This is a genomic window from Microbacterium sp. SL75 (assembly GCF_026625865.1).
GTDB lineage: Bacteria > Actinomycetota > Actinomycetes > Actinomycetales > Microbacteriaceae > Microbacterium.
Window position 1 is genome coordinate 1257817 of sequence record NZ_CP113067.1, and the last position, 25475, is coordinate 1283291.

At 67.1% G+C, this 25475-nt stretch carries 22 protein-coding genes; 11 read left to right on the top strand and 11 right to left on the bottom strand.

The genetic code is table 11. From position 1 onward, the window contains the following. Window positions 1–20 precede the first annotated feature (20 nt). From OVA17_RS05770 to OVA17_RS05790, 5 genes are all read left to right on the top strand, one after another. Entirely contained in the window at window positions 21–956 is a 936-nt protein-coding gene (locus OVA17_RS05770) for an ABC transporter ATP-binding protein (protein ID WP_267788785.1), read from the top strand. Then, window positions 953–1750 carry an ABC transporter permease gene (locus OVA17_RS05775; RefSeq protein WP_141377097.1) on the top strand — a complete coding sequence of 266 codons (798 nt, stop codon included), beginning with the start codon at window positions 953–955 and terminating at the stop codon, window positions 1748–1750. Before OVA17_RS05770 ends, OVA17_RS05775 begins: the two co-directional genes overlap by 4 nt. Before the next feature lie 19 nt (window positions 1751–1769). Next, window positions 1770–2879, top strand: a complete 1110-nt coding sequence (locus OVA17_RS05780; protein ID WP_267788787.1) for a sensor histidine kinase — start codon at window positions 1770–1772, stop codon at window positions 2877–2879. Next, window positions 2876–3481, top strand: a complete 606-nt coding sequence (locus OVA17_RS05785) for a response regulator transcription factor (RefSeq protein ID WP_267788788.1) — start codon at window positions 2876–2878, stop codon at window positions 3479–3481. The genes OVA17_RS05780 and OVA17_RS05785 overlap by 4 nt, the downstream gene beginning before the upstream one ends. Before the next feature lie 94 nt (window positions 3482–3575). After that, on the top strand, window positions 3576–4649 hold the full coding sequence (locus OVA17_RS05790; RefSeq protein WP_267788790.1) for a PIN domain-containing protein: 1074 nt from the start codon (window positions 3576–3578) through the stop codon (window positions 4647–4649). Window positions 4650–4651: 2 nt separating this feature from the next. On the opposite strand, the gene OVA17_RS05795 is transcribed toward OVA17_RS05790, so the two are convergent. Beyond that, entirely contained in the window at window positions 4652–5851 is a 1200-nt protein-coding gene (locus tag OVA17_RS05795) for a DNA cytosine methyltransferase (protein WP_267788791.1), read from the bottom strand. Window positions 5852–6039: 188 nt separating this feature from the next. Here OVA17_RS05795 and OVA17_RS05800 point away from each other — a divergent pair, with 188 nt between their 5' ends. Both OVA17_RS05800 and OVA17_RS05805 read left to right on the top strand, forming a co-directional pair. Further along, window positions 6040–7122 carry a ParB/RepB/Spo0J family partition protein gene (locus tag OVA17_RS05800; RefSeq protein ID WP_267788792.1) on the top strand — a complete coding sequence of 361 codons (1083 nt, stop codon included), beginning with the start codon at window positions 6040–6042 and terminating at the stop codon, window positions 7120–7122. Further along, window positions 7123–8100 carry a hypothetical protein gene (locus OVA17_RS05805; protein ID WP_267788794.1) on the top strand — a complete coding sequence of 326 codons (978 nt, stop codon included), beginning with the start codon at window positions 7123–7125 and terminating at the stop codon, window positions 8098–8100. 194 nt (window positions 8101–8294) lie between these two features. Here the strand turns inward: OVA17_RS05805 and OVA17_RS05810 are convergent, their stop codons facing one another. The 7 genes from OVA17_RS05810 to OVA17_RS05840 all read right to left on the bottom strand — a co-directional run bounded on the left by OVA17_RS05810 (window position 8295) and on the right by OVA17_RS05840 (window position 16348). Further along, window positions 8295–8669 (bottom strand): DUF779 domain-containing protein, encoded by a 375-nt coding sequence (locus OVA17_RS05810; RefSeq protein ID WP_267788796.1) that lies wholly within the window; start codon window positions 8667–8669, stop codon window positions 8295–8297. An 89-nt stretch (window positions 8670–8758) separates the two neighbouring features. After that, window positions 8759–10309, bottom strand: coding sequence for an aldehyde dehydrogenase family protein (locus OVA17_RS05815; RefSeq protein WP_267788797.1), 1551 nt, complete (start codon window positions 10307–10309; stop codon window positions 8759–8761). Between the two features lie 258 nt (window positions 10310–10567). Continuing rightward, a complete protein-coding gene (locus OVA17_RS05820) occupies window positions 10568–11092 on the bottom strand; it encodes a hypothetical protein (RefSeq protein ID WP_141377083.1) in 525 nt (174 codons plus the stop codon). 78 nt (window positions 11093–11170) lie between these two features. Beyond that, window positions 11171–12457, bottom strand: a complete 1287-nt coding sequence (locus OVA17_RS05825) for a helix-turn-helix domain-containing protein (protein ID WP_267788798.1) — start codon at window positions 12455–12457, stop codon at window positions 11171–11173. A 137-nt stretch (window positions 12458–12594) separates the two neighbouring features. Beyond that, on the bottom strand, window positions 12595–13128 hold the full coding sequence (locus OVA17_RS05830; protein ID WP_267788799.1) for a hypothetical protein: 534 nt from the start codon (window positions 13126–13128) through the stop codon (window positions 12595–12597). Between the two features lie 225 nt (window positions 13129–13353). Continuing rightward, a complete protein-coding gene (locus OVA17_RS05835; RefSeq protein ID WP_267788800.1) occupies window positions 13354–14781 on the bottom strand; it encodes a CCA tRNA nucleotidyltransferase in 1428 nt (475 codons plus the stop codon). 52 nt (window positions 14782–14833) lie between these two features. Next, a complete protein-coding gene (locus OVA17_RS05840; RefSeq protein ID WP_267788802.1) occupies window positions 14834–16348 on the bottom strand; it encodes a DUF7059 domain-containing protein in 1515 nt (504 codons plus the stop codon). Window positions 16349–16455: 107 nt separating this feature from the next. On the opposite strand from OVA17_RS05840, the gene OVA17_RS05845 reads away from it, so the two are divergent. The 4 genes from OVA17_RS05845 (at window position 16456) to trxA (ending at window position 21750) form a co-directional block, all read left to right on the top strand. Then, on the top strand, window positions 16456–18708 hold the full coding sequence (locus OVA17_RS05845; protein WP_267788804.1) for a DUF6049 family protein: 2253 nt from the start codon (window positions 16456–16458) through the stop codon (window positions 18706–18708). Next, on the top strand, window positions 18705–20303 hold the full coding sequence (gene murJ / locus OVA17_RS05850) for a murein biosynthesis integral membrane protein MurJ (protein ID WP_267788806.1): 1599 nt from the start codon (window positions 18705–18707) through the stop codon (window positions 20301–20303). The genes OVA17_RS05845 and murJ overlap by 4 nt, the downstream gene beginning before the upstream one ends. A 74-nt stretch (window positions 20304–20377) precedes the next feature. Continuing rightward, window positions 20378–21364 (top strand): thioredoxin-disulfide reductase, encoded by a 987-nt coding sequence (trxB, locus tag OVA17_RS05855; RefSeq protein ID WP_267788807.1) that lies wholly within the window; start codon window positions 20378–20380, stop codon window positions 21362–21364. A 62-nt stretch (window positions 21365–21426) separates the two neighbouring features. Continuing rightward, entirely contained in the window at window positions 21427–21750 is a 324-nt protein-coding gene (gene trxA, locus OVA17_RS05860; RefSeq protein ID WP_056225032.1) for a thioredoxin, read from the top strand. 268 nt (window positions 21751–22018) lie between these two features. Here the strand turns inward: trxA and OVA17_RS05865 are convergent, their stop codons facing one another. The 3 genes from OVA17_RS05865 to OVA17_RS05875 all read right to left on the bottom strand — a co-directional run bounded on the left by OVA17_RS05865 (window position 22019) and on the right by OVA17_RS05875 (window position 24335). Next, on the bottom strand, window positions 22019–22366 hold the full coding sequence (locus tag OVA17_RS05865) for a tryptophan synthase subunit alpha (protein ID WP_210075527.1): 348 nt from the start codon (window positions 22364–22366) through the stop codon (window positions 22019–22021). Window positions 22367–22446: 80 nt separating this feature from the next. Further along, window positions 22447–23418 (bottom strand): ParB/RepB/Spo0J family partition protein, encoded by a 972-nt coding sequence (locus OVA17_RS05870; protein ID WP_267788808.1) that lies wholly within the window; start codon window positions 23416–23418, stop codon window positions 22447–22449. After that, on the bottom strand, window positions 23418–24335 hold the full coding sequence (locus OVA17_RS05875; protein ID WP_324289919.1) for a ParA family protein: 918 nt from the start codon (window positions 24333–24335) through the stop codon (window positions 23418–23420). The genes OVA17_RS05870 and OVA17_RS05875 overlap by 1 nt, the downstream gene beginning before the upstream one ends. Window positions 24336–25475: the final 1140 nt, after the last annotated feature.

The window sequence follows — 25475 nt, forward strand, 5'->3', positions numbered from 1 at the left end:
CCCGAGGCCAGCATGAACACATGACCTCCTCCACCCCCACCTCCGCCGCGATCAACGCGCGGGGCGTCGTCAAGAGCTTCGGCTCCGTCCACGCCGTGCGCGGCGTCGACCTCACCGTCCGACCGGGCGAGATCGTGGCCTTCCTCGGCCCGAACGGCGCGGGTAAGACCACCACGATCGACATGATCCTGGGACTGACCATTCCCGACGCCGGCAGCATCGAGGTTTTCGGTCACACCGCTCGCGGCGCCGTCGCCCGCGGTCTCGTCTCGGCCGTGCTCCAGTCGGGCGGACTGTTGAAAGACCTGACCGTGCGCGAAACCGTCGAGCTCACGGCGAGCCTGTTCGCCGAGAAACGTCCCGTCGACGAGGCGCTCGAGCGTGCCGGCATCCGGAATCTGGCACGACGCAAGGTGGGACTGTGCTCGGGCGGCGAGCAGCAGCGACTGCGCTTCGCGATGGCGCTGGTGAGCGACCCGGCCCTGCTGATCCTCGACGAACCGACCACCGGCATGGATGTCGAAGCGCGCCGCTCTTTCTGGAGCGCGATTCGAGCGGATGCCGCGCGCGGACGGACCGTGATGTTCGCCACGCACTACCTCGACGAGGCCGACGAGTACGCCGACCGCATCATTCTCATGCGGGGCGGTCAGATCGTCGCCGACGGCAGCACCACCGAGATCAAGAACCTCGTCTCGGGTCGTGTGGTTCAGGCGACGCTTCCGGATGCCGACCTCACGGCGCTCGCGGCGCTGCCCGGCGTCGACTCGGTCGAGGCCAACGGCGAGCGCGTCTCGGTGCGCACGCGGGACTCCGACGCCCTCGCCCGGCACCTGCTCAGCACGACCACGGCGCGTGATCTGGAGATCACCGCGCAGAACCTCGAGAGCGTCTTCTTGACGCTCACCGCCGAGCCCTCGGCATCCGACCTCGCCTTGAATGGATCACTTCGATGACCGCCATCGCCCTCGACCGCCCGGTCCCCGCCTTCGGCGGCTTCACCCTGACCTATCTGCGCATCGAACTGGTGCGCAAGCTGCGGAATCCTCGGAGCATCCTCTTCACCGTCGCGTTCCCCGTGCTGATGTTCTTCATCGTGGGGTTCCAGACGCTGGACGTGCCGCTCACGGACACCCCGCTGGCGGCCGGGGGAGTGTCGGTGGCCGCGTACATCATGGTCTCGATGGCGATGTACGGAACCATGATGTCGGCGACCCAGACCGGGGCATCGGTCGCGGTCGAGCGCGCGCAGGGTTGGTCGCGCCAGCTGCGGCTCACGCCCCTCAACCCCGTCGCGAACGTCGTGGTGAAGATGCTCGCGGGCATGATGTTCGGCCTCATCGCCGTGATCGCGACGTACGCGGTCGCCGCCGGCGCCGGTGTTCAGCTCGCCCCGGCGCAATGGATCGTCACGGGCCTGGCGGCCTGGGTGCTCGCCGGCGCCGTCTTCACGACGCTCGGTCTCATGGTCGGGTACATGGTGCCGGGCGAGAACGCGGCGCAGATCACGAGCCTCGCGGTGGTGCTGCTGTCGTTCCTCGGCGGTCTGTTCTTTCCGCTGTCTTCGATGCCCGACTTTCTCCAGGTCATTGGCAAGCTGACGCCGGTGTACGGCATCGGCGAGCTCGCCCGTTCGCCCCTCACCGGTGACGGATTCGATCTCGGCGCCCTGATCAACGCGGTGGTCTGGCTCGCGGTGTTCGTCGCCGGAACCGTGTACTTCTTCCGTCGCGACACGCGTCGCGGCTGACGCGCCTAGGGTGAACGACGTGAGCACGACGACCGGCCCGGAACGCACCCGCGTTCCGGGCCGCCGTCCGTTCCGACGCGGCTGGTTCATCGGGGCGTCGATCTCGTTGATCTGGACCTTTCCCGTGCTCGTCGAACTGTGGGAGGGGCCGAGCGTCGCGGGTCACCTCGTCGGCACCGCGATCGTGGTCCTGTTCGCGGCCGCGTTCATGGCGACCGTTCCCTACGCCCGTGTCACCGCGTCGCGCCTGCGCCGGGTGGCGCCGACCGTGGTGCTGTTCGCACTCAGCCTCGCGCTGCTGCCGTGGCTCGGCGCCGACATCCGTTGGATGTGGACGTTCGTCGGCGTCGCGTTCGCCGTCTCGGCGATGGGCCGACGGACGACCTGGCTGTTCGTCCCGGCCCTCAGCGCTCTGTCGTTCGTCGTCGGCGAGGCGATGGGCGCCGACGCGTTGTCGAACGTCGTAAACTCGGCGATCATCCTCTCGATCTCGATCATGATGTTCAGCTTCGTCGAGAACATCTCGACCCTCGAGCGTCTTCGCGACGCGCAGGAGCAGATCGCCGAACTCGCCGCCGAGCGCGAACGCGGACGGGTCGCCCGCGATGTACACGACATCCTCGGACACTCGCTCACCGTGATCACCGTCAAGGCCGAGTTGGCGGGACGACTGATGGATGCCGGCTCCCCGGCCGCCCGTGACGAGATCGGCCAGATCGAGGAGCTGTCGCGGGGAGCGCTGGCCGACGTGCGGGCGACGGTCCACGGTTACCGGGGCGTGAGCATCAGCGGCGAGCTCGCCGCGGCGCGAGCGGCGCTCGAGAGCGCGGGAGTGTCCGCCGACCTCCCCGGCTCCACCGACCAGGTTCCCGCCGACCGGCGTGAACTCGCCGGCTGGGTCGTTCGAGAAGCCGTGACCAACGTGGTCCGCCATTCCGGAGCGAACGCCTGCCGCGTGCGACTCGACAACCGCTCCATCGAGGTCGCCGACGACGGTTGCGGCCCGGCGTCCACGGCATCCACCGGTTCGGGTCTGACCGGGCTTCGGGAACGTGTCGAGAGTTCGGGGGCACGGTTGACGATCGGCCGCAGCGACCTCGGAGGATTCAGAGTGAAGGTGGCCTGGTGATCCGACTGCTCATCGCCGACGATCAAGCTCTCGTCCGCGGGGCCCTCGCCGCCCTGCTGGGACTCGAATCCGACATCGAGGTCGTCGCCCAGGTGGGTCGCGGTGACCATGTGGTCGAGGCGGCAAGGACGTCGGGGGCCACCGTCGCCCTGCTCGACATCGAGATGCCGGGAATCGACGGGATCGCCGCGGCCGCTGAATTGCGGTCGAAGGTTCCCGGATGCCGCGCCCTCATCGTCACGACCTTCGGACGCCCCGGGTACCTGGCGCGGGCCATGCAGGCAGGAGCCTCGGGGTTCGTGGTGAAAGACACCCCCGCGGCCGAGCTCGCCGATGCTGTGCGGCGGGTGTCGCAGGGGCTACGCGTGGTCGATCCGCAGCTCGCGGCGGAGTCGCTCGTCCAGGGCGACTCACCGCTGACCGAACGCGAGACCGACGTGCTCGCCGCGGCGCGCGACGGCGGATCGATCGCTGACATCGCCCGGACCGTGCACCTGTCGGAGGGCACGGTCAAGAACCACCTCTCGAGCGCGATCGGCAAGACCGGCGGGCGGAATCGGGCGGATGCCGTGCGGGTGGCGGTGGAGCGGGGGTGGCTGTAGACGGCGCCGCTCGCGGTGACGCCAATTGGCAGAGGAACGAGATCGATCTCAGATGCTGCGCGCCAACTAGTACTCGGCGAGCTACTGTCAGCTCGTGAAGACGCTCGTTCTCGATACCACCGAACTTCGCCGAGACTGGATGTTCCGAGGGATGACCTCTCAGATCCTCGCGCACGCGATCTCGAAAACAATCAACAGCGTCGCCATCCCGGCCTCTGTACTTGAGGAGCTTGTCGCGCATCACGCCCGAGAGTCGATTGACGCACGAGCAAAGCTCGAGCGGGGTGTCGCGGATCTACATCGACTCGGCGTCGCGACAACAGTCGCAGATTCGACGCCCCTCGATTATCGGGCCTTCGTGCAAGAGCGCTGGGATGAGCAGCTTGGTTTCAGTCTGCTCCCGTGGCCGAAGGTAGACCATGCCTCACTAGTTTCTCGCGCCGTGAACCGCCGTCCTCCGTTCGACGATAAGGGAGGCGGCTATCGCGATGCTCTGGTCTGGGAGAGCGCGCTGGAACTAGCTCGAAAGGGGGCGGACGTAGTCCTTGTCTCTGCCGACCGCGCGTTCAGCGACGGTGAGGGCCGCCTCGCATCTTCTCTCGCGCAGGAGATCTCCGGGCTTCCCGGAAGCATCGAACTCGTGCGTGACCTCACCCCGTGGCTCCTCGCCCACGTGCCGTGGGGCGCTGGTTCGATCGCGGAAGCTGTGCATCTCGCCCGGGATGAGGCTTTCGTCAGTTACTTCCTCGCGTCCGACATGCAGGGCGAACTAATGCCGCCCGCCGAGGCAGTTGGGTTCGATACCGCACCGTACTTCTTCCGCGTCACGGAGGTCGAGTGGGCGGGTAATTGGAATCGGGTGTCGACACAGCCGGTGGGAGATGGTGCATCAATCGGCGAGTATCACATCGGGGAGGTAGTCGATTTCGTCGCGGAACTGAGTGACCGGTCTCGAATTGAACCAGAGTGGCAATTAGAGCGTGGATCGACTTTTGGCCGGGTGGGCGTCAAGGGACGTGTACACCTAATCCTCCGTGTAGCAGTCTTCTTTGAGAACAACTCGACCTTCACCTTCGATGACCTCTCATGGCACCGTGCTGACGGATTACCGCCCGGGCCGGGTGTCGACGCGACGAAGCCGGGTGTTCCGCTCTTCGAGCTGGAGTGATGTCAAATCGTCTCGCTGGAACGATCTGACCCCGGACGAAGCTTTCCGGACGGGCCTAACCCCTCACCGGCGTGAGCAGACTTTGCACCCACGAGGCTAACGAATCGCCCCGGAACCCTTGTAAGAGGTTCTCGTGGGCGTCGGGTTTCGGCAGCAACCCGACGGAGCAGAGATGGAGCGCGGTGCTCCACACTTTCGACGGCCTGCCGGACAGACATTCCCAGTACTTCAGCGAGCAGCGCTGGCGTCGCATTTCCCACCTGAACGGTCTGCTCACGATGGTTGCCAGCGATACGCCACCCGTCGGGGAAGCCCTGAATTCTGAGCTGCTCCTCGACAGCTAGGGGCCTATTCTCCCAGTGAAAAGGACCCGTCGAAGGCCCAGGCGATGCCGGCAAGGTCCACGATGGCTGATCGTGTGCAAGCTTCAGCAGGAAGTTCCAGTACTTCGTGCGGTAGCCGAACAACTCAGGACCGCCGCCGCGGCTCGTCAGCCACAGATAGTTCCTCCCCTCTGGAATAAGCGGAAGTAGTTCTGTCCACTTACCCCGCGCGACAGGCGGATCGGTAGGACGCACATCCCAGAGCGCATCCCACGCGGTTCGCGGGCTCTCCCCGTGAGTCGCAGTCGGCCACGCGAAGCTGCTGCCATCCCGCAAGGCGACGACTATGGCTCGCCGTCGATTCTGGGGGACGCCGTAATCCGCGGCATTGAGGACCTCTACGTGCAGGCGATACCCCGTGCCCTCTTCGCTGTTGATTCTCGAGAACTCTTCTTCGAGGAATGCCATCGCCGATCGGGGGCCGCGCACAAACCCACTCACGTTCTCGAACAGCACAGCGTGGGGGAGGAAAGTACGAACCAGCTTGAGAGTGCTCACCACCGTCTGAGCGCGCGCGTCGAGCATCCCGCGCCGTCCTTGCGCCGCCCACTGAGCAGCCATTGAGAACGGTTGACATGGGGGGCCGCCCGCGAGCAGCCCCAGGTCACCTCGTGTGAGGCCGAGGTCACGTGGCTTGAGGCTCAATGCGAGTTCGTTAACGTCTCCGTGGCCGAGGAGAGGCCAGTCAGTGTTTGACGCGATCGTTTCTCGTTGCAAGCGGCCGATCTCGATCAGTCCAACGTGTTCGTAACCAGCGCGGGCAAGGCCGATGTCCATGCCACCGGCACCGGAAAATAGCGAGAGAACACTTCTTGACACGCTCAGAACTCCAGACTTCCTCCCGAGCTCATCAAAAACGCCAGTGCATGTCAACTCTCATCGTGGCGGGACAGCAACCCAAGCGGATGAGGTTGTTCACAGGACGGCGGCGCCCGAAGCCAACAGGATACGGTAGCCGGAGACCAACTTACCCCGCCTAGACGCGGGCCATGCGAATTGGAGCGGCGGTGCCGAACTTCGAGACTCGAACACTCGACTCCCTGACAGAGCTGCGCCTGGATCCGTTCAATCCGCGCCTACGCAAGGAAGAAGAGGGTAGCAGCGAGGCAGCCATCGTGAAGATCATGCTCGATCGATTCAAGGTGGAGGAGGTCGCAGAGTCGATCACCGTTGCGGGTTGGCTGGAGCAGGACCCTCTTATCACGGTCAAGGAGGACGGGGCCTACCTGGTCGTCGAAGGCAACCGTCGACTGACGGCCGTGAAGCTCCTGCTGGACCCTTCTCTCGCGCCCCCGACCAAGCAGGCTCGCTGGAAGCAGCTCGCAGGTTCACTCAGGCCAGCTGTCCGCGACGAGATCAAGTCGTTGAGTGTGCGCGTCTACCCAGACCGTGATGACCCGGAGGTGTCCGCGTATATCGGGTTTCGACACGTCACGGGAGTGCTTCCATGGCCGGCGCTGGAGAAGGCGAGTTACATCGCGAGACTCGCCTCGAAAGGTGCGTCCTACCTGGAACTCGCTGAAAAGCTTGGGAGCTACCCAGCCCATATGGCGCGTCATCATCTCGCTTACCAGCTTGTCGAGCAGGCTCAGGAATGGGATATCGACGGCTACGAGCAGATGAGCAATGCATTCGGCGTACTGCTTCGTGCGCTCCAAACTGAAGGCGTTCGATCATTCTTGGAGTTGAATCCGGCGAGCGAACCCTTTGAAAACCTCGCCCCCGTTCCCGAGCATAAGAAGGACGCTTACAAAGATTTTGTGAAGTGGACCTTCGGCACTGACTCTCAGGCCAGAGTCCTACCTGAGTCACGAGAACTCACTAAGTGGAGCAAGATCCTCCTCAGTCCGACCGCCGTACGATATCTACAAAATGCGGAGGAACCAAAGTTCGAAAAGGCGTGGTCGCGATCGGGTGGTGAAAGCGAATCAATCGCTGGGGCGCTCTGGAAAGCATCCTATTTACTCGCAGACGTAGTTCCGCTCCTCAGCGAACACGTGGACGATCCGGCAGTTCGTGATGCCGCCGCCGAGGCATATCGTTATATGAAGCAGATCAGGTCGCTCCTCGCCCTTCAAGGTGAGAAATAAGTGTTAGCGATTCCGCCTGGGTGCAGTGCCGAGGATCTGCCAAGACTCGCCGATTGGCTGGAAGCGTCCGTGCTCGTATCTGACGGCGTAGTCTCCAAATCGGAAGTAATGGAGGAAATTCAAGTCAGCGGCCTCGTTGCAGCACCAGGCGAGTCCTTCGGCGAGGACGTCGACGAAATCGGATCGGCATCTGACGAAGCTCTCGACGATTCCCTGGAACGGCTTGCCGACGACATCCTCGCCGAATGCCGACGACGCGAAACCCAGCTAACAGATGGATATCCATTTCAAGTAACCACCGACCTGCTGTCGGCCCGTCCAGAAGCGGAGCCGGACAGCTACGCGTTCTTGCTTGTTTCCGATCTAGGACACCACTTCTCGGAACTCAAGGATGCACTGAAGCCCGATACTCATAGCGGCATGCTGATGGAAAAAGTAGTCGAAGCCGCGACACGAGGCATTTTCGGGCGCTCGCAAAGATTCGGATGGCCACGGGAGCAAGAGTGGCCGACGCAGATCAAGAAGCGAGTGAAAAGGCTCGCCAAGGAGCTAGAGGTGCCAGTCGATTCACTCAAGCGCAAAGTAGAGCCAGTCGACAATGATCGAACCCTTGACGTCGTCGCTATCATGACATTCGACGATACCCATGAGGCGAGTCTGATCGTTCTGATCCAGTGCGCTGCGGGGCAGAACTGGAAGTCGAAGCTCGGAGATCCGTCGATATCTGCTTGGGACAACCTCCTTCACTGGCAGTCACCGATCATTCGTGCAGTTGCACTACCGTGGCGTCTCGGTGGTCGACGAAGCGACTGGACATATGGGCGTATCTACAGCATGTCCAACCGTGCGATGGTGCTCGACCGCCCCCGTCTGCTCGCAGGCCAGCCGGACGTCCACTTGGACGCCCGCATTCGCCCGCAACTGAAGCAATGGTGGGAATCCGCCATCAACAAGATCCCGGACGCACGGCGCACTTAGAACCATCGGTCGGTCCCGCCCGTTGGCTGCACCGGGCAGGGCCGGTGATCCGACTACGACCATCCGAAATCAGCCGTCACCCCCGAGCAAGACTTCTGGCGAGATCGCGCCACGACTGAGCACTTGTGTACGCCCGTATACCCGCGCATAGAACCGTGAGTAATGCGATTCGTTGACCTCGCCTCACCTGCGCATCATCCGAACGCCACCGCCTCTTCCTCCGTCAGCATCCGCGACCGAATGAGGAATCGCATGCCCGTCGGTCCTTCGACCGAGAAGCCGGCGCCGCGCCCCGGAACGACGTCGATCGTCAGGTGCGTGAACTTCCAGTACTCGAACTGAGACTCCGACATGTAGACCTCGATCAGGTCGCCCATGCCGACGTCGAGGTCGCCGAGGTGCACGTCGCTAGGACCGGTGAGGAACATGCCCACGGGGTAACACATGGGGGAGCTGCCATCGCAGCACCCACCGGACTGATGGAACATCAGCGGCCCGTGCTTCGCCGTCAGCTCGCGCAGCAGCGCGGCCGCGGCATCCGTCACATCGACGCGAGACAGCTGGTCCATGTCCCGTTCCTTTCAGACGATGTCCCACTTTCGGCTGCTCAAACGCTCGGCAGACAACCGAAAGTGGGACATGGGGAGCACACGGCGGCTCAGAAGAAGCCCATCGCCCCGTCGGCGTACGACACGAGCAGGTTCTTCGTCTGCTGGTAGTGGTCGAGCATCTTGAGGTGGTTCTCGCGGCCGATGCCCGACTGCTTGTACCCACCGAACGCCGCGTGCGCGGGGTACTGGTGGTACGTGTTCGTCCAGACGCGCCCGGCCTCGATGGCCCGGCCCGCGCGATAGGCGGTGTCGCCGCTGCGGCTCCAGACACCGGCGCCCAGGCCGTACAGCGTGTCGTTGGCGATCGAGATCGCGTCGTCGAAGTCGTCGAACGACGTGACCGACAGCACCGGCCCGAAGATCTCCTCCTGAAAGATCCGCATGTCGTTCGTGCCCTCGAACACGGTCGGCGCGACGTAATACCCGCCCGACAGGTCGCCGCCGAGGTCGACCCGCTCCCCGCCCGTGAGCAGCTTCGCACCGCCCTGCTTGCCGATGTCGATGTACGACAGGATCTTCTCGAGCTGGTCGTTCGAGGCCTGCGCGCCGATCATCGTCTCGGGGTCGAGCGGGTTGCCCTGGCGCACTATCTTGACGCGCTCGAGGCCGTCGCCGAGGAACTGGTCGTAGATCGACCGCTGGATCAGCGAGCGCGAGGGGCACGTGCACACCTCGCCCTGGTTCAGCGCGAACATCGTGAAACCCTCGAGCGCCTTGTCGTAATAGGCGTCGTCGTTGTGCAGAGCGACGTCTTCGAAGAAGACATTGGGGCTCTTGCCTCCGAGCTCGAGCGTGACGGGGATGAGGTTCTGCGAGGCGTACTGCATGATCAGGCGGCCGGTCGTGGTCTCGCCGGTGAAGGCGATCTTGCGGATCCGCTTGTGCTGGGCGAGCGGTGCTCCCGCCTCGATGCCGAAGCCGTTCACGATGTTCACGACACCCGCCGGCAGGAGGTCGCCGATGATGTCGAAGAGGAACAGGAGAGATGCCGGGGTCTGCTCGGCCGGCTTGATCACGACGCAGTTGCCCGCGGCGAGGGCCGGGGCCAGCTTCCACGCGGCCATGAGGATCGGGAAGTTCCACGGGATGATCTGACCCACCACACCCAGCGGCTCGTTGAAGTGGTAAGCCACGGTGTTCTCGTCGAGCTGGCTGAGCGATCCCTCCTGCGCCCGCAGCACACCGGCGAAGTAGCGGAAGTGGTCGACGGTCAGGGGGATGTCGGCCGCGAGCGTCTCACGTACCGGCTTGCCGTTCTCCCACGTCTCGGCGACGGCGATCTTCTCGAGGTTCTCTTCGATCCGATCGGCGATCTTGTTCAGGATGACGCTGCGCTCGGCCGGGGTGGTCTTCTTCCACGAGGCGAACGCCTTCCACCCCGCCTCGACCGCGCGGTCGATGTCGTGCGCGTCGCCGCGAGCGACCTCGCAGAACGGCTTGCCGGTGACGGGGGTGATGTTCTCGAAGTACTCGCCGCTGTGCGGTTCGACCCACTCGCCGCCGATGTAGTGCCCGTACCGCGAACGGTACTCGGCGACGGCCCCACGGGTTCCGGGAGCGGCGTAGACGCTCGAGACGCCTTCTTCGACGATGGTCATGCGTGTCTCCTTCGACGGTCATGAGTCGCCGCGTCGGCTTCGGGCGGCGATGCGCCGACGGTACGCCGGGAGAGGTTGCATCGGGTTGCACGGGGTCGTCGTGGCCGCGGAGGGCGCGAGATCACGTGACCTGGACAAAAACACACGACAAGACGGGTGATGTCGGCGAGATCACGTGATCTCGCGACCTCACCGCACCCCGCGAAACGACGGATGCCACGACCCCGAGGCCGTGGCATCCGTTCTGCGCGTCGAAGACTAGGCGTCGGCGTCGGCCAGCACCGAACGCAGCGGAGGCACGTTGACCTCGTGCAGGTCGACGTCGTCGAGGCGCTCGATGCTCTGCACGCGTGGCGCGATCGCGCGGTCGTCGGCGACGATCCAGCTGCCGACGAGGAGGAAGCGGTCGTTGCCGGCCGTGATAGGACCCGTCAGCGCGAAGGTCTGGTGGGTCGGGGTGACGAAGGTCACCCGCACGGGGGTGCCGTGGGGAAGGGTCGAGGGGTCGACCACGTCGGCCTCGAGCGCGGGCTGCGGGGCCTCGATGCCGAGGTCGATGCGCTGGATCTCGGCGCTCGTGGCGAGGATGACGTCGCCGACGAGCGGCTGCCCGCCGACGCCGATGCGCACAGTGCCCTCGAGCGCGTAGAGCCCGTAGCGGGGCGAGCGGACGATGACGCGGGCGACGTCGCCCGCCTTGACCTCGGCGAGTGCCTCGCGGATGCGCCCCACGTCGCGACGGGCGCGAGCTGCCGAGAAGATGTCGAGAGCTTTTTCGTCCATACGGTCAGCGTAACGAGGGCCTCCGACATCGGGGAGGCTCTCAGCAAATCCCCTGGTGGCGCGGGGGAGCACGGAGTGTCACGCGCTTTCGAGGCTCGCCAGCCGAGCCACGAGACCCGCGCGTTTGGGTGAGCGGGCGGGCACCAGCTTCAAACACAAGCGCAGCACCTCCTCGTCGTCGCGCGCGTCGGCGGTCTCGGCGTAGGCGAGAAGCACATCCACCCCCGCTTCGGCGATCAGCGCCTCACGCAGCGTCGAGCGCACCGACTCACGCACCTCGACCACCCCCGGAGCCTCGGAGTCGGGGAGCACCGAGCCCGCATACGCCGCGAGCGCCACCCGGTGCGCCCCGCGATCGAGCAGCGACAGCACGTGCTGCGCGTCCGTTTCGAGGCCCACGGGAAGCCGGTAGGGCCGCGAGGTGGGGACGAGGCGCGGCGCCATCGGGGCGAGCACGCGCCGCAGCCTCACCATTTCGGGCCGCAGCGTCTCGACGGCAGCGTGGCCGTACACCGCCTCACTCAGTGCCTCGGCGGACAGACCCTCGCGGTGGACGGCGAGCAGTAGCAGGATCTCCGCGTGCCGCGCGCTGAGTTCGACGGACGCGCCGCCGACCTCCAGCAGGGCACGGTCTCGACCCAGGATGCGCAGCAGGGCTCGCGCCGGCGTGGGTCGACGCGGGGGAGGAGCCTGCTGCGCGCGCAGCCGCGCCACGAGCAGCTCGCTCTCGATCGCGCGAGCCGTGGCATCCACCAGCAGATGAGCCTGGGGCGTCACGGCCTCGGGTCCTCCGGTGACGTCGATCACGCCGAGCAGTCGGTGCGTCTCGGGGTCGTGCACGGGAGCCGCGGTACACGACCAGGGCTGCACGAGCCGGTTGAAGTGCTCCGCGCCACGGATCTGCACCGACCTGTCGAGAGTCAGGGCCGTGCCCGGGGCCGAGGTGCCCACGGCATCCTCCGCCCAGTTCGCCCCTGCCACGAACCCCATATCGCCGGTCAGGGCGCGGATATGACGATCGCCCTCGACCCACAGCAGGCGGCCCGCGGCGTCGCCCACCGCCACGACCACTCCTGATTCCTCCGCGGTGCCGGGCAGGAGCAACGAGCGAACCATGTCCATGACCCCCGCGAGCGGGTGAGCGCGGCGGTACGCCTCCAGCTCACCGCTGGGCAGATCGAGCGGCGGAAGACCTTCGGGCCCGACGAGGGATGCCAGCGACCTCCGCCACGAATCCTGCACGAGGGGCCGCACGTCATCGAGGCGCCGGTCGTCATTGCCGGCGAGGAGCTCGTCGTGAGCACGCGCGATCAGCAGCCCCGAGGTCTCGGGGGAAACGGCCGGTCGCGACCATGGAGAGGGCACGGGACTCCCATCGGCGGTGACGGAGGTGGGTCCCAGTGTAGGTCGGGTGGTCCGCGATCGGGAGGGTCGAATCGACCGGGGCGCAGTCCGTGCACTGGGGCGGTCAGCGAGCGCCCCGGTGCACGAAAGACACCCCGCTACGGCGCGACCTCCCAGGACACGACACGAGCGCGGTCGAGCGGGACGGACCCCGGAGCCAGGACATGCGGGATGCCATGAAACCACGCCCCGCTCACCCCTCGACGCGCGCATTCCTCGAGCCAGGCGCGATTCTGCCGGGTCGTCGTCAGAGCCGCTCGATGGGACGCGCGATCGAACGGCAGGACCTCACGCGGGTCGATCGGATCGCCCGTGGCGGTGAGCGTGCGGTCCACCACGACGCTGCCCTCGGGGAGATCGGCGGCCGGAATGGCCCAGAACTCCGCCGGCGGCCGACGACGACCCCGGATCTCGAGCCACGCCTGCCAGATCGCATGCGGGTGGACGGGGGAGAGGAAGACGACCTCTGTCCACGTCCGGTCGAGGCCGGGAATGACGGTGTCGCGCAGCCGCTGCCGCTGCGCGGTGTCGTCGTACTTCGCGAGGGCGTCTCGGTGAGCCTCGGGGGCGATCTTGGCCAGATCGCTCAGCGGGAGGAGCGTCGACGTCCCCTCCGCGAGACACCCGCGCATGGAACACGTAGCTCGTGGCATCCATCGCTCCAGCCTGCCGAGGGAAACCGTCCCCGACGCCCGGAAAACGCCGTCAATCCCAGAGGAACGGACGAGTGCCCCGCGGCCCGTACCGTCGCGCGGACCGCGCGACCGACCCGCCGCCGGCGGTCCGTCACCGTCGGCGTGTCACCGACGAACTCCGCGCGACGGTCCCGCCCACCGGCGAAAACCCCCAACGCGGCTTCAGCCCCGCGCCGCCCACCACTCCCGCAGGCGCTTCTCGGCCTCGTCCTCGCCGAGCACGCCCTCGTCGAGTCGCAGGTCGAGCAGGAAGCGATACGCCTCGCCCACCTCGCGACCCGGCTTCAACCCGAGAACCTCTTGAATGCGGTTGCCGTCGAGCTCGGGGCGGATCGAGTCGATCTCCTCCTGCTCGCGGAGCGCCGCGATGCGGGCCTCGATGTCGTCGTACGCGGATGCCAGGCGCTGGGCCTTCCGCTTGTTGCGGGTGGTCACGTCGGCACGCGTGAGGATGTGCAGACGCTCGAGCTCATCGCCCGCGTCGCGCACATAGCGGCGGACCGCGGCATCCGTCCACGCCCCCTCGGCGTAGCCGAAGAACCGCAGGTGCAGCTCGACGAGGCGCGAGACGACGGTCGTGGTCGCGGCGTCGAAGCGCAGGGCCTGCAGGCGCTTGCGCGCCATGCGCGCGCCCTTGATGTCGTGGTGGTGGAAGGTCACACCGCCGCCCGCCTCGAGTCGTCGGGTGGCGGGCTTGCCGATGTCGTGCAGCAGCGCTGCCAGGCGCAGGGGCACGTCGGGCGCGGCATCCGGGTGTCGTTGCTTCTCGAGCGCGATGGCCTGGCGCAGCACCGTCAACGAGTGCTCGTAGACGTCCTTGTGGTGGTGGTGCTCATCGACCTCGAGGCGCAGCGCCGGCACCTCGGGCAAGAACTCCTCGATCAGACCGGTTTCGACGAGCACCCGGATGCCGCGGACCGGGTCTTCGGTCTGCATGAGTCGCACGAGTTCGGCCTGTACCCGCTCGGGACTGACGATCTGCAGCGAACCGCGCAGCTCGCGGATGGCATCGAGGGTGTCGGGGTCGACGGAGAAGTCGAGCTGCGACGAGAAGCGAGCCCCGCGCAGCATGCGCAACGGGTCATCGCCGAAGCTCACGGCCGGGTCGATGGGGGTGCGCAGGCGCCCCGCGACCAGGTCTTCGACGCCGCCGGTGGGGTCGACGAGCGTGCGGGCGGGAACCCGCAGCGCCATCGCGTTGACCGTGAAATCACGACGACTGAGGTCGGCCTCGAGGGTGTCGCCGAACGCGACGGTGGGCTTGCGGGTGACCCCGTCGTAGCTGTCGGCGCGATACGTGGTGATCTCGACCTGCTCGCCCTTCACCCGGGCACCGATCGTGCCGAAGGCCCGACCCACGTCCCATTGCACCGACGAGACGGGCTTCACCAGCGCGAGGATCTCGTCGGGGCGGGCGTCGGTCGTGAAGTCGAAGTCGTGGGTGACGCGGCCCAGCAGGGCATCGCGCACGGGACCCCCCACGATCGCCAGGTCGCGACCGGCGTCGGCGAAGACGCGGGAGAGTTCGGCGACCACGGGATGCGCGGCGAGCTCCTCGAGGCGCGCGAGACCCTCAGCCATGTTCAGCATGCCTTCGAGCCTATCCGGGGCCGCTGGACGCCACCGAGTGAGGGGCGGTGGATCAGTCGTCTGCGAAGCCCACGAACCCCGTCACCAGCAACTCGCGCACGCGCGGCAGCAGATCCGCGCGCAGGGCTTCGGCATCCACCTCCATCAATTGGGCGATCGCATCGATGAGAGCGCCCACCGCCAGGTCGCCGTCGCATGCGCCGACGAGGGCCGCGAGCCCCGGGTCGACCTCGAGCGTTCGTGCGAAGCCACCGCCCTGACGCAGTTCGATGACAGAGGGGTCCTCCTCGCCCGGACGGTGGTGGCGTGCCTCGGTGACGTCGGGGGCGACGCGCAGCACGCTCGCCGCCAAACCCTCGTCGTCGAGCAGCGCAGCGCGGTCGTGCGCGGCGAGGGATGCCGACAGGTGCGGCCCGAAGGCCGATTCCCCGCCACCCGAGACGCGCTCGTAGCGCGCGAGCGTGGGTCCACCGGCGAGAGGTCTGCGCAACAGCACGTACCCGAACCCGACACCCGTCACCCCGCGACTCGCGAAGTCCTCGAGCCACGCGTCGATGAGCCGCGCGTAGGCGGGGGTCCCGGGCACCGTACCGCCGTCGCGCACCCACAGCTCGGCGTAGGCGAGGGGGTCGAGCACCTCGCGCTCGATGACCCACGCGTCGAGCGACGGTCCGACCCATCCGCGCACGCGATCGAGCCCCGACTCGCCCCAGCGGTACTCCCAGTTGCCGAGCGATTGCGCCACGGCGCCGGGTGCGAGGTGCTCACCGATGCCCGAGATGACCGCGGCGACGAGCGAGTCGCCCTCCATTCCGCCGTCGCGGTACTCGTACGCGGGAACCCCGGCGACACGCGGTGTGATGACGAACGGGGGATTGGATGCCACCCGGTCGAAGGTCTCGCCGGCGACGGGATCGAACAGCGATCCCCGGCGGGTCTCGATCCCGTCCACACCGTTCACGAGGGCGTTGAGCCGGGTGAAGCGCAGGGCGCGCTCGGAGATGTCGGTCGCGACGACGTGGTCGACGAGCCGGCGAAGGCGGAGGGCCTGGATGCCGCAGCCGGTGCCGATGTCGAGGGCCGTGCGCGCTCGACGGGTGAGCTGGAGGCGCGCGAGGGTCTGCGACGCTCCGCCCACGCCCAGCACGTGGTCCTCGGGGAGAGGACCCTCGAGAGCAGCCTCGTCGAGGTCGCTGGCGATCCACCACTCGACCTCGCCCTCGTCGTCGGCGAAGGCCTGGGGCCGCACGAGCGCGGCGGGGGTCACGGCATCCCCCGAGATCTCCAACAGCCCGAGAGCCGCCGCCCCGTCCACACGGAGGGTGGGGAGGGCCGCTTCGGCGTCTCCGCGGGGTACCGGCAGCCCGAGACCCCACAGGCGCCCCAGCACCGCGAGGGCGTCACCGCGCTCGCCCAGCGCCCGAGTGGCGGGGCGGCGGAGCCCGCGGGCGACGGCGTCGTCGGCCTGCACCCCCCACGCGTCGCGGAGGGCCGCACTGGTATAATCCGCCGCGCGAAGGTCGTCGGCGAGGGCCTGGCACAGCTGGGGATCGGGTTCGGGAAGCACCGGTCCATTCAATCGTCTGCGCGAGGCTATCGGGGGGCTTGTAGGTACGCGGGCCTAGACTCGCAGGCGGTGCGAGGCCCCCTCGTTCCGCCGACGCTCGTATGACCGTGACCTCCCAGCCTTCGGGCGCACCCGTGCCGCGGCGCTCCCTCACGCGCCGGCTCCTGGCGACCCTGGCCGCCGGGGCCCTCGTCGCGGGCATCGCACTCCCGGCCACCGCCGCCTCCGCCTCCGCGGCCACGCCCAGCCCGTCGCCGTCGGCCTCGACCTCTCCGTCGGTGCTCACCGCGGCGCCCTCGGCGAACGGCATCCTGCGCCCTGGAGATGCCCTGTCGGTCGTCGTCACCGTCGCGGCCGGCACCTCGCCCGCGACCGCCGGGCCCGTCACCCTCTCCCTCGGGTCCGCCCCCCTCGCCGACGACGCGTCGATCGACCGCTGGCTCAGCGGTGATGCCTCGGGTATCGCTCTTCAGCAGATCGCCGTGGGAACACTGGATGCCACCGCCTCCGGCGCCCAGTCGACCACGACGCTCACGGCACCGGGCACCGATCCGGCTCTCGCCAACCGCGGGGCGGGGGTCTACCCCGTGCTGGCGACCAGTGCGGGGCTGAGCGCCCCCAGCGTGGTCGTCGTCCCCGCCGAGGCCGGCGCGCAGACGCCGATCGCGCTCGTCGTGCCGATCACCGCGGCGCCCCTCACCCGAGGGCTGCTGACGGCGAACGAGCTGGCCGAGCTCACGGCCGTCGACGGCGCTCTGTCGGCGCAGCTCGACGCGGTCGACGGCACCGCCGCGACCCTGGCCGTCGACCCCGCCATCCCCGCCGCGATCCGCGTGCTGGGCTCGGCGGCCCCGCCCACCGCGGTGTCGTGGCTGCAGCGACTGCTGGCCCTGCCCAACGACCGGTTCGCCCTGCAGTTCGGCGACTCCGATGTCGCGGCCCAGCTGCACGCCGGTCTGACGGCCCCGCTGACGCCCACGTCGCTGCAGAACTACATGGCCGCAGCCGACTTCGTGCAGCCGGCTCCGGCCGTCTCGGCGGTATCGACCCCCGCACCGGCTGCGAGCTCGACACCGGGTCAGCCGACGTTCCCGTCGCTGTCGACGCTGCTCGACATCGGGGTCGCCACCCCCAACGTCTACTGGCCCGCCACCGGATCCGCGGGTTCGGACACCGTCGCCGCCCTCGGCACCCTCGGCAGCGCCGACGACCCCGCCCACGTCCTCGTCCCGTCCACGAGCGTCTCGGGAGGCGGTCGTCAGGCCTCCGCCCGCGTCGGAGGGGTATCCACGCCCGTCTACGACGCCGAGGTCTCGCGCGCCCTCGCCGACGCGGCCGGGCAGAACGACAGCACCCGCCGCGGCGCCTCGCTCGCGGCCGCCCAGGCGTACCTCTCCATCGCGCGCGCCGCCACCGGCGATCAGCCGGTCCTGGCCGTCCTCGACCGGGGCACCGATCGCTCTCGCGTCAGCCTCCGCGCGACCCTCGGCCTCGCGGCGACCGCCCCGGGCTTCACCGCATCGACTCTGCGCGCGGTGGTGGCCCTCCCGGCATCCGAGGTCTCCCTCAGCGCCCCCACCATCGACACGGCTCGGGTCGACGAGGTCCGCGATCTGCTCGGCGACGAGCAGAGCATCGACCGCTTCGCCTCGATCCTCGATCAGCCCGAGCTCCTCACCGGCCGCGAACGCGCCGAGCTCCTCCAGGTCACGAACGTGTCCTGGACGGGGGATGCCGCCCGTCAGGCCGTCTCCGATCACCGCGCCGCGACGCGCACGACGCTCGACTCCGTCGGCATCCTGTCGTCCGACTTCCGGCTGGTGAGCTCCAGCGCCCCCCTGCGCCCGTGGGTCCGCAACGATCTGCCCTGGCCGGTCACGGTCGTCATGGCGGTGCGCACCAACGACGTGCGCCTGCGCGTGCAGGATCACACGACCATCGACGCCCAGGCCTCCGCCAACACCCGCGTCGAGGTCCCCGTCGAAGCCCGCATCGCCAACGGAGAGGTCAGCGTCGACCTCCAGCTCTACAGCCCCACGGGCGTACCGATCGGCTCGCCCCAGGCCGTCGACGTCGAGGTGCGCGCCGAGTGGGAGAACATCGGCATCGTGGTCGTCATCGCGCTGATCGTCGGCTTCCTGAGCCTCGGGGTGATCCGCACCATCGCCCGTCGACGCCGGCTGCGTGCCGAGGAGGCCTCGCCGAAAGCCCCGAACGACGACGAGTCCGTCGATGGGATCGGGTTGAAAGATTCGGATGCCGACGGCCGCAGCCCCGCGGAGGACGCCGACGACAACGAGACCGACGAGCAGACACCCCGCGCGATCGCGTCGGACACCGAGCAGGAGACACGCCCGTGAGCAGCATCGGCCGAGCCAGCGTGCTCATCGGAGCCGGGACCATCGTGTCCCGCGTCAGTGGCGTGCTGCGCACGGTCGTGCTCGTCGCGGCCATCGGGTCGATCAGCAGCGCGGGTGACGCTTTCGCGGTCGCCAACCAGCTGCCGAACAACATCTACGCGATCATCTCGACCGGCCTGTTGACGGCCGTCGTCGTCCCGCAGATCGTCAAGGCCGCCGCGCACGCCGACGGGGGACAAGCCTTCATCTCGAAGCTGTTCACGCTCGGAACCGTCGGACTGCTGGGCGCCACCGCTCTCGCCATGATCGCGGCGCCTCTTCTGGTGCATGTCTACGCGGGCAAGTTCACCGACGACCAGCTGGCCCTCTCGACCGCTTTCGCCTACTGGTGTCTGCCGCAGATCTTCTTCTACGGCCTGTACGCACTGCTGGGGGAGATCCTCAACGCTCGCCGCGTCTTCGGCCCGTACACGTGGGCGCCGATCGTCAACAACATCGTCTCGATCGCCGGATTCGGAGCGTTCGTCCTGCTGTTCGGTGGGCCTCAAGAGAACGTAGACGCCTGGACGCCGTCGATGATCGCCCTCCTCGCGGCCACCGCCACGGGCGGAATCGTCGTTCAAACGGCTGTCCTGATGTTCTTCTGGCGACGAGCGGGCCTGACGCTCCGACCCGATTTCCGCTGGAAAGGTGTGGGGCTCCGGCACATCAGCCGGCTCGCCGGCTGGACATTCCTGATGGTCGTCGCCGGCCAGCTCGCGGGCATCGTGCAGTCCAATGTGCTCTCGGGTGCATCCGGCGACGACCCCGCCATCTTCGCCTCGCAGAACGCCTGGCTGCTGTTCATGCTGCCGTACTCGATCATCGTGCTCTCGATCGGGACGCCCTACTTCACGCAGCTCAGCGAACACGCCGCCGCGGGACGAGACGACGAGGTACGGGCAGACATCACACGCAGTATCCGCACGCTCGGGTTCTTCATCGTGGCGGCCACCGCCGCCCTCGCCGTGGCCGCCGTTCCCGCGAGCCGGATCTTCACGAAGAGTCCCGAACAGGCCCTCGCCGCCGCACCCGTGCTCTGGTGCTTCCTGGTCTGCCTCGTGCCCCTCGCCGTGCTGTTCGTCGTACAGCGCACGTTCTACGCCTACAACGACACGCGCACCCCCTTCTTCTTCACGCTGCTGCAGTGTGCGCTCGTCGCGGGCGGCGCCATCGCGGCAGGCGCGGTCATCGACCGGTCGGAGCTCGCCGCCGGGGTGGCCCTTACTCAGTCGTTCGCGAGCATCGTGCAGGTGATCGTGGCGACGTTCCTGCTGCGCCGTCGGCTTTCGGGAATCGGCACCGGTTCCTGGCTCCCGGCGCTCGGGCGTTTCGCCCTGGCCGCGATCCCCGCGGCGGCCGCCGGATGGGGAGCCCTGATCCTTCTGGGCGGACCCGAGGGATGGATGACGAGCAGCGTCCCGGCGGGAATCGCCGGTGCCGCGGTGCTGGGCATGGTCGTCCTCGCCGTGTACATCGGCATCCTGGCCCTCTTCCGCACCCCCGAACTCGCCCCGGCGCTCGCGCTCGGTCGGCGGTTCCTCCCCAAGCGCTAGCCCCGGGGGCTGCGGAATACCCCGCGGCTACCATGGGTTTCATCCGACGGAATCAACGAGAGGAAGGCGCAAACGTGCGTCACGTCATCATCATCGGATCGGGCCCGGCCGGATACACGGCCGCCATCTACGCTGCCCGAGCCAACCTCGAGCCCCTCGTCGTCGCGAGTTCCGTCGAAGCCGGCGGCGATCTCATGAACACGACCGAGGTCGAGAACTTCCCCGGGTTCCCCGACGGCATCCAGGGTCCCGACCTCATGGCCAAGATGCAGGCGCAGGCCGACCGCTTCGGCGCCCAGGTCCTGTACGACGACGTCGTATCGCTCGAGCTCGACGGCCCAGTCAAGAAGATCACCCTCGGTAGCGGCAAGGTCGAAGAGGCCGTCTCTGTCATCTACGCCACCGGGTCGGCCTATCGCAAGCTCGGCCTCGAGGGCGAGGACCGCCTGTCCGGCCGCGGCGTCTCGTGGTGCGCCACCTGCGACGGCTTCTTCTTCCGTGACCGCACCATCGCCGTGGTCGGCGGTGGCGACTCCGCGATGGAAGAGGCCAACTTCCTGACGAAGTTCGCGTCGAAGGTCTACATCATCCACCGCAAGGACTCCCTCCGCGCCTCGAAGATCATGCAGGAGCGCGCGTTCGCAAACCCGAAGATCGAGTTCATCTGGAACAGCGCCGTCGACGAGATCCTCGGCGACGAGGCCGTCAACGGCGTGCGCCTGCGCTCGACCGTCGACGACTCCACGCGCGAGCTGCCGCTGGACGGCCTGTTCGTCGCGATCGGAAACGACCCCCGCACGCACCTCGTCCACGACAAGCTGCAGCTGACCGACCAGGGCACCATCTGGGTCGACGGCCGTTCGTCGCGCACGTCGGTCGAGGGTGTCTTCGCCGCCGGCGACGTCATCGACCCGACCTACCGTCAGGCCATCACGGCCGCGGGCAGTGGCACCGTCGCCGCACTCGACGTGGAGCACTTCCTCGCCGCGCGCGGTGAGGCCGGCGAGCCCGCCGTCGCCGAGAGCCCCATCGAGGGCCTCCCCGACGCCGCGGTCGTCTGAGGAACAAAACCAAGCTCACCGGCGTTTTCACCAACTGACGCTTTCATCTAAGGAGAAATGCAATGACTGCCAAGGCGACGACCTCCGCAACGTTCGAGCAGGACGTCCTGCAGGCCGACGGACCCGTTCTCGTGGACTTCTGGGCCGAGTGGTGCGGACCGTGTCGCATGGTCGCCCCCGTGCTCGACGAGATCCAGAACGAGAACGCGGGCAAGATCACCGTTCTCAAGCTCAACGTCGATGAGAACCCCGACCTCGCGATGAAGTACCAGATCACCTCGATCCCCGCGATGAAGGTCTTCCAGGGCGGCGAGGTCAAGACGACCATCATCGGTGCGAAGCCCAAGTACGCGCTCGAGCAGGATCTCGCCGCCTTCCTCGGCTGAGATCTCTCGTTTGAACGTCCCCGGCGCCTTCTGGTGCCGGGGACGTTTGCGTTACGGGTACAGGGTTGTCGAAGAAGGGCCCGGGGGGCGCCGGAACACCTCTAGCAGCGGCACCGAGCGTTCAGACGGCGAGACACGACACTCTCACCGTTGCGGGTCACCGCGCGATCACCCTCGGACGAGATCGGATGCCAGGACTCCTGGAAGTGCGGAGCACGTCCTCGTGGGTCAGATGATGGGTGCGGTCCCCACGGGCGCCTGAGGCCCCTCAGGAGGCGTCGAGACGGGCGCTGGCATCCCAGCGCCGGTGCGGCTCTTCATCGCCCAGGATGCGCCACACAGCCTTCGTGAGTGCGGGGTAGTCGAGAGCGATCTGCCGGAGCACACGGTAGTTGCGTGCGCGGGTGGGTCGGACGCCGCCGTTCTCCGAGATGTTGTCAGCCCGCAGAATGAGCACGACCAGCTCGTCGACACTCGGTAGGTCTTCCATGAAGTCCCACGGGTCTTCACCCCCGCGCAGGCGCTCGTGGATCAAAACCGCGAGTTCGTCGGAGGCCTCCGCGCGCAGAAGCTCGAGGCTAGCGCGACGGCGCGGGTTGTCGTCGTTCGCTGTCACCGTTCCAGCGTACGTCGGGCCGCTGACATCGGGCCTCGGAACCCGTTCGCTGACCGCGAGAGAAGCACCCGAGCGAGCGCTCAGCCCGTGTAGCCCTCTTCGCCCCACGTGGAGAGAATGCGATTGAGGTCTTGAATGCTTGCAAAATCAATGCTGATCTGGCCTTTTTTTGCACTCAGCGAGACCCGCACCTTGGTATCGAAGCGATCACCGAGCCTGTCGGCGATGGCGTCCAGACCCAGTTGCTGCGACCCGGCCCGGGGCTTCTGGCGCACGGGTGCAACGCCGGGCATCTTGGCCGCAGCTTCGGCCGCCCGCACCGAGAGATCCTCGTTGACGATCTTGTCGGCGAGCTTCTGCATTTCTTTGGGGTCATCCAGCGAAAGGATGGCACGAGCGTGCCCAGCGCTCAGGACACCCGCAGCGACGCGTTGCTGCACGGGCACCGGCAGCTTCAGCAGACGGATGGTATTGCTGATCTGCGGGCGGGAGCGACCGATTCGCGTCGCGAGCTCCTCCTGCGTGATGCCGAAGTCCTCCAGCAACTGCTGGTAGGCGGAAGCTTCTTCCAGCGGATTGAGCTGCGACCGGTGGAGGTTCTCCAAGAGGGCATCGCGGAGGAGGTACTCATCCTCGGTCTCGCGCACCACAGCCGGGATCGTCTCGAGCCCCGCCTCGCGAGACGCTCGAGTACGGCGCTCACCCATGATGAGCTCGTAGGTGCCGTCGCCCTTGTCCCGCACGACAACGGGCTGCAGAACTCCGAACTCACGGACGGAGTGGATGAGCTCCGCCAGATCGTCGGCGTCGAAGTGCGTACGTGGTTGGCGCGGGTTGGGAACGATCGACTTCGGGTCGATGTGGACGAGGCGCGCACCGGGCACCGTGACGAGGGACGAGTCGGACGTCTGATCGCCGACGGTCTCAACGGTGGCGTCCTTGCCCTTGACGTTCCCGTCGGGGAAGAACACATCGACGGGACGCGCCTCCGACGGCTCCATGGTGGGGATGAGGGCGCCGATACCGCGGCCCAGACCGGTCCTCTTGGCCATCAGGAACCCTTCTTCGTGGTGTCGCGAGCGACGATCTCCACCGCGGCCTCGCGGTAGGCAATGGCGCCCGCTGACTGGCCATCGTACGCGATGACGGTCTGTCCGAAACTCGGAGCCTCTGAGACGCGTACCGAGCGGGGGATGACGGTGTTCAAGACTTCGTCCGTGAAGTGCGAGCGGACTTCTTCGGCGACCTGTTGCGCCAACCGGGTTCGTCCGTCGTACATCGTCAACAGAATGGTCGAGACATGTAAGCCCGGGTTCAGATGCTTCTGGATCATCTGCACGCTACCGAGTAGCTGACTGAGTCCCTCGAGCGCGTAGTACTCGCACTGGATGGGAATCAGAACCTCGTCGGCGGCCGTGAAAGCGTTGATGGTCAGGAGCCCGAGAGATGGGGGGCAATCGATGATCACGAAGTCGAGACGATTTTCATCGCGATCGAGGTAATCACGTAGTGCTCCGCGGAGGCGATGCTCTCGCGCGACCTGCGACACGAGCTCGATCTCGGCGCCGGCGAGGTGGATCGTGCTGGGTGCGCACAAGAGGTTGGGGGACTCCGGGCTGGTCTGAATGATGTCCGCGAGAGGGAACTCATCTATGAGCACGTCGTACACGCTCGGAGTATCGGCACTATGCGCAACGCCGAGTGCCGTCGACGCGTTGCCCTGGGGATCGAGGTCGACGACCAGAACACGAGCTCCGACCGACACCAGCGCCGCCGCGATGTTAACAGCCGTCGTGGTCTTACCGACCCCGCCCTTCTGATTCGACACCGTGAACACACGCGTACGACCCGACAGCTCAACGGACGTCTCTTCGAGAGTCCGTCGACGGGCGGAGAGATTCGCGATCTCTCGTGCGATCGGAGAGTCGTCGAACGAAGACGACGCGGGCGCCTCATCGGACTGTTTCACGTGAAACGCACCTCTCCGTCAGCAACTCGCCCAGTCTACCCGCGCGCCCGGTGTGTGATGGCAGGCGCGGGGACTAGAGATCCCGGACTCTTCACCGCTACACGTCCGCCCATCAGTCCCGGGGTCCTCGTCTCGCGAGCTCATGAGGGTCACTCGGGTGCACGGCATCCGTTCTTCGCGCGATTTCCTGCCGCACGGTGTCGTCATGTTTCACGTGAAACACTGGGTCCGGCTTGCTTCTCCATCGTTTCCCGCCATCCGCGACCGTGACGAGAATCGTCGGGGGGGGCCGTCCAGGCTTCTGCCGACGCGAGCTCCGTGCTGGGTCAGCTGGCTACGCTTCAGCCGGCTACGTTCAACCGTCGGGGCTAGCGATTGTGTTTCACGTGAAACCCGCCAGCGAAGGTGCGAGCGGGCTCAGCGCGTGTCCACACCTCAGGGACGCGACCCCGGAAGGTTCGCCGCGCACCAACGTCACACCGAGACAAAGTCGGATCGTTCAGTGGTGGCGCGCTCACGGTCGCTTCAAGATGCGAGGTAGTGCGTCTTAGCGCGATCCCACGAGCCGGTGGCCGGAGGGTCTGCATGACTGCGCAGCTCGCGCGCGCACCCCTCAGCTAAAGCGCGCTGTGAGATCAGGGACCAGTCCCAGCGCTGCATTGGATCGACTGGGGACCGAGTTGGCACGGGCGTAGGCGAGCGAGACAGGGAGGCGATACCTCTTCGTCAGTGATTGATTGTTTTGCCGCACTCGCCCACTCCCGCTCACCGGTCGCGCCAACCCGCGGCGAGCGAGTGACCAACCGTCCGCGCCCAGCTGTTCACTCCACACATGCGCGCTCGGCTCACCCATCAACCCTCGGTGCGCAGGGGAGGACGCAGCGACGCCCACCCTTCTGTAACGGCCCCGCGGTCGGAACTGTGACGCTGGACCCCCAAAGCAAAGTCAGACTCGCAGCGGTTGCCGGGTCAGGTTCTGCGTGCCAGCGAGATCGTGGCTGGGAGCGCGTCCCTTTGGCGGCGGCGCAGGAGCGACAGCCGGGGTAGCCACACGGAAATCTCGCGTCGTCACCAGCGCATGCCGGCAGTCCACTCACACGTCTATTCTCGCGGTGATTCCCGGCAATACGCCCACCCGCC

Excerpts from the sequence above, each read along its gene's own strand:
- OVA17_RS05810 (WP_267788796.1), bottom strand. The coding sequence starts at position 8,669 with ATGGACCAGCTGTCTCGCGTCGATGTGACGGATGCCGCGGCCGCGCTG.
- OVA17_RS05870 (WP_267788808.1), bottom strand. The coding sequence starts at position 23,418 with ATGGCCAAGAGGACCGGTCTGGGCCGCGGTATCGGCGCCCTCATCCCC.
- OVA17_RS05775 (WP_141377097.1), top strand. The coding sequence starts at position 953 with ATGACCGCCATCGCCCTCGACCGCCCGGTCCCCGCCTTCGGCGGCTTC.
- trxA (WP_056225032.1), top strand. The coding sequence starts at position 21,427 with ATGACTGCCAAGGCGACGACCTCCGCAACGTTCGAGCAGGACGTCCTG.
- OVA17_RS05815 (WP_267788797.1), bottom strand. The coding sequence starts at position 10,309 with ATGACCATCGTCGAAGAAGGCGTCTCGAGCGTCTACGCCGCTCCCGGA.
- OVA17_RS05830 (WP_267788799.1), bottom strand. The coding sequence starts at position 13,128 with ATGCGCGGGTGTCTCGCGGAGGGGACGTCGACGCTCCTCCCGCTGAGC.
- OVA17_RS05770 (WP_267788785.1), top strand. The coding sequence starts at position 21 with ATGACCTCCTCCACCCCCACCTCCGCCGCGATCAACGCGCGGGGCGTC.
- OVA17_RS05835 (WP_267788800.1), bottom strand. The coding sequence starts at position 14,781 with ATGCTGAACATGGCTGAGGGTCTCGCGCGCCTCGAGGAGCTCGCCGCG.
- OVA17_RS05820 (WP_141377083.1), bottom strand. The coding sequence starts at position 11,092 with ATGGACGAAAAAGCTCTCGACATCTTCTCGGCAGCTCGCGCCCGTCGC.